Raw genomic sequence first — 11319 nt, 5'->3', positions numbered from 1 at the left:
GCCCTGATCCTCCGGGCCCTAGGCGGGCCGCTCCCCTCCGGCAGCGGGCCGCAGCGTCCCCAGGAGCTGGTCGATTACGCCGGCGTCCTCGATCGTGGAGGGCACCACATAGTCGTCCCCGTCGGCGATCTGGCGCATCGTCTTCCGCAGGATCTTGCCGGACCGGGTCTTCGGTAGCGCCTCGACCACCGTGACGTGCTTGAAGTCCGCTACGGCGCCGATGTCCCGGCGGACCAGGGCGATCAGGTCCTTGACCAGGACGTCCTCCGGCACGTCCACGCCGGTCTTGAGCACCACGTAGCCGCTGGGGCGCTGGCCCTTGAGCGGGTCGGCGAGTCCGATCACGGCGCATTCGGCGACAGCCGGGTGCTGGCCGATCACTTGTTCCATGGCGCCGGTGGAGAGCCGGTGCCCGGCGACGTTGATGATGTCGTCAGTCCGGCCCATCACGAAGAGATAGCCGTCCTCGTCGCGGTAGCCGGAGTCGCCGGTGGCGTAGCTGCCCTCGAAAGCCTGCAGGTAGGACGAGATATAGCGTTCGTCGTTGCGCCAGAGGGTGGCCAGAGTACCGGGCGGCAGCGGGAGGCCCAGGACAATGTTGCCCTCGGTGCCCGGTTCGACTTCCTCGCCGGAGCCGTCGAGGATCCGCAGCTTGAACCCGGGCATCGGAACACTCGGCGAGCCGGCCTTGATCGGCAGCCCGTCGAGGCCTCGGGGGTTGGCGCAGATGGCCCAGCCCGTCTCGGTCTGCCACCAGTGGTCCACCACCGGAACGCCCAGTACGCCGGAGGCCCAGTGGAAGGTGTCGGTATCGAGGCGTTCGCCGGCGGCAAACAGGGTCCGCAGGCTGGAGATGTCGTACTGTTCAAGTAGCTTGGCCTCGGGGTCGGCTTTCCGGATGGCCCGCAGGGCGGTGGGCGCGGTGAACAGGACGTTGACCTTGTGATCCTGGATAACACGCCAGAACGCGCCGGCGTCAGGCGTGCCCACCGGTTTGCCTTCATAGAGCACCGTGGTGGCTCCCGCCAGCAGCGGCCCGTAAACGATGTAGGAATGACCCACCACCCAGCCGACATCGGAGGCTGTCCACATCACGTCGCCAGGGCCGACGTCGTAAATGTTTTCCAGCGTCCAGCGCAAGGCGACGGCGTGGCCGCCGTTGTCCCGGACCACTCCCTTGGGCGCCCCGGTGGTTCCCGAGGTGTAGAGGATGTAGAGCGGGTCCGTGGCCTTGACGTCGACCGGGGCAGCCGGCTCGGCCGCCGCCATGGCGGTGTCCCAGTCCAGCCAGCCGGCGTGGTCGGCCCAGGAGGCAGCGAAGCCATCACGTTCCTTGACCAGCACGGGGGTGTCAGGAGCGCCGGCCAGTTCGAGCGCCTCGGCGACGGCCGGCAGGTATTCGATCCGGCGGGAGGGTTCGATCCCGCCGGAGGCGGTGACCACGGCGGCGGGGGTGGCGTCCCGGATCCGGGCGGCGAGTTCCTTGGGCGCGAAGCCGCCAAAGACCACCGAGTGGATGGCGCCGAGCCGGGCGGTGGCGAGCATGGCGATGGCGGCCTCGGGGATCATCGGCATGTAGATCACCACGCGGTCACCTTTACCCACGCCGTGGCTGCGCAGGACGCCGGCGAAGCGGGCGACGAGCTCGGTGAGTTCGGCGTAGCTGAAACGCTGCTGCGTGCCGAGCATGGCGGAGTCGTAAATCAGGGCGTCCTGCGCTCCGCGGCCCTCCGCTACGTGGCGGTCGAGGGCGTTGTAGCAGGTGTTCAGGACCCCGTCGGGGAACCAGTCGTAGAGCGGCGCCCGGCCTGAGTCGAGGGCCCGGGTCGGAGGCGTGCTCCAGGCGACCTTGGCCGCGGCCTCGAGCCAGAAGTCCTCCGGCTGCTCAACGCTGCGCTGGTAGCTGTCCCGGTAGCTTTTGGTGACCATGAAGTAATCCCGTCCACGACGTTGTGATGCAGCTCATGGTAGCCCGGCCCCGGCCCCCAAGGCAAGGGTTATGTATACAGAAAGCCGCTCGTTAGACGGGATTTGCCGAAAGAGCTAGGCCGACGGTGGGATTGTGTATACACTGAGGGGGTTAGCCGAGGAAGGAGACCAGCATGCGCGCCAGCGACAAGGCCTACGCGGCCCTGCGCGACGACATCATCGAATGGCGTCTTGCACCCGGAACCGTCCTCGGCGAGGTCGAGCAGTCCGAGCGGCTTGGCATCTCGCGCACGCCGCTCCGGGAAGCGCTGAGCCGACTCACCGCCGAGGGGCTGACGACGACGGCCGGCGGCCGCGGCGTCGTCGTCACCGACATCTCGCTCGAGGACATCGACGAGCTCTTCGAATTGCGCGAAACGCTTGAGGGCAAGGCCGCCGCCCTCGCGGCCGAACGCGGCGACGCCGCAGTTTTTGAGCAGCTGCGGCGCGAACTGCTGCGAGCGCCGGAGCTGATCAGCGGCACGGACCCGGCCCGGCATGACTATTACGGCCTGGTTGGGCGGCTGGACACGGCCATCGACGCCGCGATCTCAAACGCCTACTTGGCCCAGGCCATGCGCAGCCTGCGTGTGCATCTGGTCCGGGTGCGCCGACTCGCGGCTGACGACGCCGCGCGCCTCACCGCAGCTGCGGCCGAGCACGCGGCGATCGCCGAGGCGATCGCCGCCGGCAACCCGCGGCTCGCCGAAGCTGCCACCACCCTTCATCTGCACCGTAGCCTTTCCCACGTCAAAGCAACCCACGTACCTCACCAGAAGGAGCATCATGGTTAAGGAACACCACGTCCGCGTCTACAAGAGCGAAGAAAACCTGCCCCGCGAGGACCAGCTCGCCTACAAGATCGCCAAGGTGGCCGCTGATCCCGTCGCGGTCTCCGACGAGGTCACCGACATGGTGATCAATCGCATCATCGACAACGCCTCGGTGGCGATCGCCTCCCTGAACCGCGCCCCCATCGTCGCGGCGCGAGCCCAGGCGCTTTCCCACGGCCCCACCACCGGCGGCAAGGGTTCGAAGGTCTTCGGCATCGACGAGCGCGTCGCCGTCGAATGGGCGGCGTGGGCCAACGGCGTCGCGGTCCGGGAACTCGACTACCATGACACCTTCCTCGCTGCGGAGTACTCCCACCCGGGCGACAACATCCCGCCGATCCTCGCCGTTGCCCAGCACGTCGGCGCCAGCGGCCAGGACCTGATCCGCGGTATCGCCACCGGCTACGAGATCCAGGTCAACCTGGTCAAGGCCATCAGCCTGCACAAGCACAAGATCGACCACGTGGCCCACCTGGGCCCCTCCGCCGCCGCCGGCATCGGTACCCTGCTGGGTCTCGACGTCGAGACGATCTTCCAGTCGATCGGCCAGGCGCTGCACACCACCACCGCGACGCGGCAGTCCCGCAAGGGCGAGATCTCCACCTGGAAGGCCCACGCCCCGGCCTTCGCGGGCAAGATGGCGATTGAATCCGCCGACCGCGCCATCCGCGGCCAGACCTCCCCGGTGCCGATCTACGAGGGCGAGGACGGTGTGATCGCGTGGATGCTGGACGGCCCCGATGCCAGCTACACCGTGCCGCTGCCCGAGGACGGCGAAGCCAAGCGCGCCATCATGGACACCTACACCAAGGAGCACTCCGCCGAGTACCAGGCGCAGGCGTGGATTGACCTGGCCCGCAAGCTGCACGGCGAACACCCCGAGGTCACCGACCCGGCCAACGTGGCGTCCGTGCTGATCAAGACCAGCCACCACACGCACTACGTGATCGGTTCCGGCGCCAACGATCCGCAGAAGTACAGCCCCACGGCCAGCCGGGAAACGCTGGACCACTCCATCCCGTACATCTTCGCGGTGGCCCTGCAGGACGGCGCCTGGCATCACGTCGATTCCTACGCGCCGGAGCGCGCGGGACGCCCGGACACCGTGGAACTGTGGCACAAGGTGACCACCGTCGAAGACCCGGAATGGACCCGCCGCTACCATTCCCTGGACATCGCCGAGAAGGCCTTCGGCGGCTCCGTCGAGATCACGCTCAAGGACGGCACCGTCGTCACCGACCAGATCGCCGTCGCTGACGCGCACCCGCTGGGCGCCAGGCCGTTCGCCCGCGAGCAGTACGTCAACAAGTTCCGTACCCTCGCCGCCGGCCTCGTCGCCGAAGACGAAATCGAGCGCTTCCTCGCCGCCGCCGCGCGGCTTCCCGAGCTCGCCGCCGGTGAACTCGACCAGCTCAACATCAAGGCAGCCGACGGCGTGATCGACCTGGCCGCCGCACCGAAGGGACTCTTCTAATGTTGTATTCGAAGACCACGCCGGAGCAGAAGCGGATCCGCTTCCGGGAGCTGCTGGCGTCCGGCACCATTGCGCAGTTCCCCGGGGCGTTCAATCCGCTCTCGGCCCGGCTGATCGAGGAGAAGGGCTTCGCCGGCGTCTACATCTCCGGCGCCGTCCTGGCCAATGACCTCGGCCTGCCGGACATCGGCCTGACCACGCTCACCGAGGTGGCTACCCGGGCCGGACAGATCGCCCGGATGACGGACCTGCCCTCGATCGTGGACGCCGACACCGGCTTCGGCGAACCGATGAACGTGGCGCGCACCGTCCAGGAGCTTGAGAACGCCGGCCTGGCCGGCCTGCACATCGAGGACCAGTTCAACCCGAAGCGCTGCGGCCACCTTGACGGCAAGAACGTCGTGGACCTGGACACCGCCACGAAGCGGATCCGGGCCGCAGCTGATGCCCGACGGGATCCGAACTTCCTGATCATGGCCCGCACCGACATCCGAGCCACCGACGGCCTGGAAGCCGCGCAGCAGCGCGCCAAGGCCCTCGTCGAGGCCGGCGCGGACGCGATCTTCCCCGAAGCCATGAAGGACCTCAACGAATTCCAGGCGATCCGCGACGCGGTGGACGTGCCGATCCTGGCGAACATGACCGAGTTCGGCAAGAGTGCCCTGTTCACCGTGGACGAGCTGGCCGGCGTCGGCGTCAACATGATCATCTACCCGGTGACGCTGCTCCGTAGTGCCATGGGCGCCGCTGAGCGTACTCTGGAATCGATCCAATCCGACGGCACCCAGGAGGCACAGGTTTCGAGCATGCTGACCCGTGCACGGCTCTACGACCTCGTCGACTACGAGGCCTACAACCGCTTTGACACCGGGGTGTTCAACTTCCAGATCCCCGGCAGCTGACACCCCCACCGGACTTCCGGCCCCCGGCCGGTCAACAGGCGTTAGGAACAAAGGAGTTTCAGCATGGCTGAAAATGAGATCAAGAAAGGCCTCGCCGGCGTCGTGGTGGACTACACCGCCGTCTCGAAGGTCAACCCGGACACCAATTCCCTGCTCTACCGCGGCTACCCCGTCCAGGAACTGGCCGCCAAATGCAGCTTCGAGGAAGTGGCCTACCTGCTGTGGAACGGCGAGCTGCCCTCAGACGAGCAGCTGGCCGAATTCACCGCCAAGGAACGCGCCGGCCGCGTCCTGGACCCGGTGGTCAAGCAGGTCATCGACGCGCTGCCGCTCACCTCGCACCCGATGGATGTCTGCCGGACGGCTGCGTCGGTGATGGGTGCCCGGCACCCGCTCGCCGAGGATTCCTCGCGCGAGGCCAACATGGCCAAGGCCGTTGACTTGTTCGCGGCGATGCCTGCGGTGGTCGCCTACGATCAGCGCCGCCGGCACGCGGAAGGGCCCGTTGAACCGCTGGAACCGCGCGACGACCTCGGCTACTCAGCGAACTTCCTCTGGATGTCCTTCGGCGAGGAGCCGGTCCAGGAAGTCGTCGAGGCCTTCAACGTCTCGATGATCCTGTACGCCGAGCACTCCTTCAACGCTTCGACCTTCACGGCGCGGGTGATCACCTCAACGCTGTCGGATCTGCACTCGGCCGTGACCGGAGCCATCGGGGCGCTGAAGGGGCCGTTGCACGGCGGCGCGAATGAGGCCGTCATGCACACCTTCGACGAGATCGGCATTCGGCAGGAGGAGTCACTCGAGGAGGCAGCGGTCCGGGCAAAGGCCTGGATGGAAAATGCCCTGGCCCAGAAGAAGAAGGTCATGGGCTTCGGACACCGGGTCTACAAGCACGGTGATTCCCGGGTCCCCACCATGAAGGCCGCCCTGGACAAGATGGTCGCGCACTACGGCCGTCCGGAGCTGCTGGGGCTCTACAACGGCCTGGAGACGGCCATGGATGAGGCGAAGGCGATCAAGCCGAACCTCGACTACCCGGCCGGTCCGACGTACCACCTGATGGGCTTCGACACCCCCACCTTCACTCCCCTGTTCGTAGCCAGCCGGATCACCGGCTGGACCGCGCACATCATGGAGCAGCTGGACGCAAACTCGCTGATCCGCCCGCTGAGCGAATACAACGGTGTGGAAGAACGGCACGTGCCGTAGCACCACCCCCAGCACGACGGCGGGCCGGTCACCTTTTGAAGGTGACCGGCCCGCTTTGCTTATCGGAGCCGTCGGGGCTCGCTGAGATAGCTAACCCGCGGTGATTTTCACGGACGTGAGCATGCGCTTCGCGTTCAGGTACTCGGGGGTCTGCATGTAGGCCCGGGCCGCGTCCATCGACGGGAACGCCTTTGCGCCCTTGCGGTTGGGGACTTGTTCGGTGCCGCCGGCGTTGACTTGGAAGGTGTCGGCGAAGGAGAAGAGCGGCGACCATGCGGGGCCGTTGACGACGTTGTAGAAAATACACGTGATGCCGTTCTGCCCGGCCGCCATGCTGGTCAGTCCGTAGGACGCAGTGACATGGTCTGCCTCCTGAAGTGCGCGGAAGGCGAACCTGGGCGTGACCGAACCCTTCGTGGGCTGGTACGGAATGTCGACTTCAACCGAATCCAGAACGGTGTAGGGTACCGGTCCTTCGCAGGCACCGCCGATCCCGCCGGACGGCCCTGCGTGGAGGGACGCCACCACCATGCCCGCCTCATCCGAAACGTCAACGTCCACCACATCCGACCCCGCGCCTGCCGGCGGGGCCACCCGCCAGGCGGCCGGGTGCTCGAAACTGACCCTTCCGTCCGCGCTGGTGAAGGTCTGCCAGGACGCGGCGGGAGGAGTCGGTGCGGCGGCCGACGGCGGCGCGGTCGGCACCGATGCCGACGTCGCAACGGTGGGTGATGACGGCGTCGTGAGCGACGGGGACGCGGCCGGCGCCGAGACGGAGTCCGTTGAGCCTGCGGTGGTGGCAGAGTCCGCTGCTCCCAGGTTTCCTGCCACGGCTACGCCTCCGGCGAACGCCGCCGCGACGAGGGCAACGGCACCCACCGCCCAGGGCCAGCGCCGCCGCGCCCCGGTGCGCTTCGACGGTTCGTCGTTATAATCGTCCTCGCCCGGAAGGTCGAGAATATTCGAGTCCATGTCCTGCCCCCAATGGTCCGCGTGTGCCGGCCGCCGGGCGAAGGAATGACTGGATCGCCGCGGCGGAGTGTCTGGTCCCTAGGCTACCGGCGGGGCCGCGGGGTTGCGGGCACCGCCGTTCGACTCGCGGCCTGTGTCGCGCGGGGCGTGCTCTCAGCCAGGAGTCGAGGAATACCGCACCGAAGCGACGGTCTCATTGTCTTCGTTGAGGACCACGACGACGTCGACCGTGCGGCCTGCCAGTGCGGGGGGCAGCCAGTGCTCCGCGTCCTGCCACATGCGCTCCAGCGGCAGCGCCGCGGCGTCGAACCACTCCGGGGTGATCTCCGGGCTCTCCGCCGGTTCGCCTGCCCACCGGCGGGTGGTGAAGAGGCGGCACGACATATTCCATTCGGGCTTCGCCGGAAAAACGAACTGGACGACGCCGGCGTGGGCCAGGTCTTCCTCCAGCACGACGATGCCGGCCTCTTCCCAGACCTCGCGGACGACGGCCTCGGCGTCGCTCTCGCCCGGCTCCACATGGCCGCCGATGCCGACGATTTTGCCGAGGCCGAAGCCGGTCCGCTTCAGGCCCAGCAACACTTCGGTGCCGCTGCCCGCGTCGCGCAACATAAAGCAGAGGGTGACCGGTGTGTACTTCATGTGCTCAACCCTATAGCTGCTGCGTCTGCAGCTGCCGCCGAAAACCCGGCCTACCCTACGGCCGGGCCGACGCCGACCAGTTGAGGCCGTAGTTCGACCGGGATGCCCTTCTGCACGAACTCCTTGTCCATCGCCTGCTGGGGCGTAAGACCCTGGTTGTTCAGTGCCTGGAACTCCCAGTTGAAGACGACGGCCCATTCTTGCCGGATATCCCAGAGGAACCGGCCGTTTTGCAGTTTGGCAAGCCTGAACCAGGCGTTCCCGCCGTCGAGTTGGAGGGCCTTCACGCCCTCGTCGGAAATGGAGTAGGCGAGCCAGCCATCGGCGCAGCCGCGCACGGTGTAGTAAGGCTGCTCCGCCGGCGGAATGGGCAGGATCGGGCGCTGCTGATCGTTGCGCAGCTGGTCGATGTTCGCCGGGGTGCAGGCAACTCCCCCGGTGGTCAAAGCTGCGGTACTCGTTGGGGTGGGAGATGTGGTGGGAGTGGCCGCGGAGGGGCTTGGGGAGGCCGGCGTTGTGGGGGCGGAGACTGCGGGGGTCGGGGCGGCGGTCTGGGCTGGCCCGGGCGCCGACCGCGGCATCAGGTGGCCGCCGACGACCACTGCCCCGACCACGGCTGCGGCGGCCACCAACGTCGCAGCCGCAGCCCGCAGGGCCGTGCGTCGCGCCGTTGGACGGCCCGCCGCCGTTGCGCCCGCCAAGTGGACCGCGCTAGGATCCGTGGACACCACGATCGAGCGGAAGGAAGCGACTCCCGGCGCCGCGCCCGGAACTCCGACCCGCGGTTTAGCTTCTTTCATGAGCTGTTCGATGCGGTCCATGGCTAGTCCATCCGTTCTGTCATGAGGTCGGCGGGGGCGGCCTTGGCAAAAGCCCGGCGCGCCCGGTGGAGGCGTACCGCGGCGGCCGAAGCCGAACAGCCCAGGGCTTGGCCCAGTTCTGTGCCGGTCAGATCGTCCCAGTAGCTGAGCATGAGGGCTTCGCGGTCCCGTTCCCGGAGCTGCAGGAGCACCTCAGCCACCGCGTCCCGATCTGCAGTGTTTGAGTCAGGCGTGCGGCTGCGGGCTTCGTCTTTGAGCCGGTCGACCAGCTCCTGGCGGCGCCGGCGGCCCTTGTACTCATTTCCGATCACATTCCGTGCGGTCACCAGCAGCCAGCCGACGCCTGGTAGCGCTGGAAGCTGCTTCTCCCAGGCGATCCTGAAGACATCAGCCGCCAATTCCTCGGCCCGATATTGGTCATTGATGTGGCAGGCAATATAGCCGTAGACACGTGCGAAATGTTGAGAGTGCAGGTCAATGAAGTCCTGCTCCTTCGCAGCCAACATAGTGTTTCCCCCGAACATCGGATGACTTGTTCTTAATGCCTAAGTGTCCCGTGAAGCGTCGTTTCTTACACCGACGCCAAGATCGAAGACCGCCCCGGCGAATCGCCACCCGCCGCGGTTCCGTGCTCGCTTTGCCCGGATAACACGCAGTTCGTCGTTCAGGCGCGCTGGACCGGAAGTTTGTCCGCAAGGTGTCCTCAAATGACGGCCGCAAGAATTCATCGTCGGCGTCCAAGGCGGACGAGGAGCCGCCGGCCGTGAACAGGTACCAGTCCGGGAAGGGGTCCCTGGGGAGCAGTGATTCTTCGAGGTCCTGGTTGGGTCCGGGATCTTGGTCCGGGCCGGGGTCCGGGCCGGCGTCCGCGGCTAAGAGGCCCGGGGGGCAACGGGGTGGTTCCCAGTCCTGCTGTTCGCTGGCGTAGTGCCGCCCTGCCGGTGAGGTCCAGCCCGGCGGGTGGTCTTTACTCGCTCCGGTGGGTGTCCAGGCGGTGCTGTGTTTGAGGCCGTGGTGTTTGCGGCACGGCTGGCCGAGGTTTGAAATTCCGGTGGTGCCGCCGTCGGCCCACGCCAGCAGGTGGTCCGCCTCGTTATCCAGGGATTGGTTGTTGCAGCCCGGGAACGGGCATTTGCCGTCCCGGAGCCGGAGCCAGTGCCGCAGGGCCTTCGGGACCCGGTAGCTGGTCCGTCCGATCTCCAGCGGCGCCCCGTCCCGCGGGTCGGTCAGGACCCGGTAGAACGAAGCGGCGCCGTCCGCGACCAGGCGGCGGGCCATCGACGGCGGGATCGGACCATACCCGTCCAGCACGGCCGGTTCCTCCGTGGCTCCCAGGAGCGACAGCGCCGGGACGGTGACCAGGACCTGCGCCCGCGGCCACGGAACACCACCCGCCACGCCCCCACCCGCACCACCGGTCACGCCGGTCAGGCTGTCGGGCATTCCGGGGGTGAGGAGCCAGCCCGCGGCGACGTCCGCGCGGAGCTGGCTGAGGTTTCTGGCCTCGTCGGGGCCCTGCAGGGCGCGGGCGGCGGCGGTGGTCCGGTCCCAGATTCCCGCGGCCGTGGCGGCGGGGAGGTAGGCGGAGAGCCAGGCCATCCCGTCCCGGTCCGGGGCATACTCGACCCGCCGGTCCGCCGCACACTTCGTGTGGCGGGCCTCGATGCTGACCGGGTGGTGGCGTTCCCGCCAGGCGCGGGCCTTGGCGCGGAACCGGCCCGGGATCAGCTCCCCGGCCCGGCAACCGCGCGCCGGGTCCGGGCCGGCCGGGTCCAGGAAGTGCGCCTCCAGCCCGGCTGCCCCGGCCGGATCCAGGCCCGACGTTTCGTCGACGATGACCCGGGCGTGCTGCCACGAAATCGTCCCGGCCTGCAACGCCGCCAGCGTCAACGGCAGGCCCGTCGTCAGCGCACGGGATTCGGCCAGCAGCGCCGACGCCGTCCGTTCGCTGACCGTCAACACACACGCAACCTCGGCCACCACCGCCAGCTCCTGCACGGTACGCTCCCGCAGGGACGCCGCAGGCGCCGCCAGGGCCTCGGCCGCCGCCACGTACTCGGCGGCCAGCCTGACTTTCAGCGCCGCGAACCGGGCCTCACCGCGGGCGGCCTCGGCCAGACCGTCCAGGCATGCCTCCGCCCGGGCCCGCAACGGATCGGCATCCCGCCACGAATCGGCGTCGGAACAGTGGTCAGCGCCGACCAAAGCAGTAAGCGCAGCAGCCGACGCGGCGACAGCCGCCACCACCTCCCTGCACTCCGCACTCAAAGCCGCATTGCTTTCCATACCCACAGCATCCCAGGAGGCACCGACAATATAAGGGGGATCAAAGCCGAACTGCCATGACCGGCGCAGGTGCTGACAGTTGGGCCCGCCGTGCGGTCAGTGAGAACGTTCGCCTGCGTCGAAGGACCGCGGAGTCGCTAAAGGGGTCCCACTCAGCAAGCGGATGAGCTGGCTGATGCAATCGAAGTCTTCCCGACCGCGCGCATGTG

General features: G+C 67.9%; 10 protein-coding genes. 4 read left to right on the top strand and 6 right to left on the bottom strand.

The window, feature by feature from the left end; translation table 11 throughout:
* Positions 1-18 precede the first annotated feature (18 nt).
* Entirely contained in the window at positions 19-1929 is a 1911-nt protein-coding gene (locus tag AC1DGI_RS08395; RefSeq protein ID WP_476898443.1) for a propionyl-CoA synthetase, read from the bottom strand.
* A gap of 173 nt (positions 1930-2102) precedes the next feature.
* Here AC1DGI_RS08395 and AC1DGI_RS08390 point away from each other — a divergent pair, with 173 nt between their 5' ends.
* From AC1DGI_RS08390 to AC1DGI_RS08375, 4 genes are all read left to right on the top strand, one after another.
* Positions 2103-2762, top strand: a complete 660-nt coding sequence (locus AC1DGI_RS08390; RefSeq protein WP_441399745.1) for a GntR family transcriptional regulator — start codon at positions 2103-2105, stop codon at positions 2760-2762.
* Positions 2755-4275: an MmgE/PrpD family protein gene (locus AC1DGI_RS08385; RefSeq protein ID WP_476898442.1), complete on the top strand. Its 1521-nt coding sequence runs from the start codon at positions 2755-2757 to the stop codon at positions 4273-4275. Before AC1DGI_RS08390 ends, AC1DGI_RS08385 begins: the two co-directional genes overlap by 8 nt.
* Entirely contained in the window at positions 4275-5177 is a 903-nt protein-coding gene (prpB, locus tag AC1DGI_RS08380; protein ID WP_476898441.1) for a methylisocitrate lyase, read from the top strand. The genes AC1DGI_RS08385 and prpB overlap by 1 nt, the downstream gene beginning before the upstream one ends.
* A gap of 63 nt (positions 5178-5240) precedes the next feature.
* Positions 5241-6389 carry a bifunctional 2-methylcitrate synthase/citrate synthase gene (locus AC1DGI_RS08375; RefSeq protein ID WP_441399748.1) on the top strand — a complete coding sequence of 383 codons (1149 nt, stop codon included), beginning with the start codon at positions 5241-5243 and terminating at the stop codon, positions 6387-6389.
* A 90-nt stretch (positions 6390-6479) separates the two neighbouring features.
* Here AC1DGI_RS08375 and AC1DGI_RS08370 read toward each other — a convergent pair whose 3' ends face one another.
* The 5 genes from AC1DGI_RS08370 to AC1DGI_RS08350 all read right to left on the bottom strand — a co-directional run bounded on the left by AC1DGI_RS08370 (position 6480) and on the right by AC1DGI_RS08350 (position 11110).
* On the bottom strand, positions 6480-7361 hold the full coding sequence (locus tag AC1DGI_RS08370) for a hypothetical protein (RefSeq protein ID WP_476898440.1): 882 nt from the start codon (positions 7359-7361) through the stop codon (positions 6480-6482).
* A 153-nt stretch (positions 7362-7514) separates the two neighbouring features.
* Entirely contained in the window at positions 7515-8003 is a 489-nt protein-coding gene (locus AC1DGI_RS08365; protein WP_441399750.1) for an 8-oxo-dGTP diphosphatase, read from the bottom strand.
* 50 nt (positions 8004-8053) lie between these two features.
* Complete coding sequence (locus tag AC1DGI_RS08360) at positions 8054-8824, bottom strand: hypothetical protein (RefSeq protein WP_476898439.1); 771 nt, start codon at positions 8822-8824, stop codon at positions 8054-8056.
* A gap of 2 nt (positions 8825-8826) precedes the next feature.
* Positions 8827-9330, bottom strand: coding sequence for an RNA polymerase sigma factor (locus AC1DGI_RS08355; protein WP_476898438.1), 504 nt, complete (start codon positions 9328-9330; stop codon positions 8827-8829).
* Positions 9299-11110, bottom strand: coding sequence for an HNH endonuclease signature motif containing protein (locus tag AC1DGI_RS08350; RefSeq protein WP_476898437.1), 1812 nt, complete (start codon positions 11108-11110; stop codon positions 9299-9301). The genes AC1DGI_RS08355 and AC1DGI_RS08350 overlap by 32 nt, the downstream gene beginning before the upstream one ends.
* Positions 11111-11319: the final 209 nt, after the last annotated feature.

Source organism: Arthrobacter sp. 05N428_2 (assembly GCF_056397065.1).
Note: the sequence above shows the minus strand (reverse complement) of the source record. Positions and strands in the feature narration are given on the sequence as shown.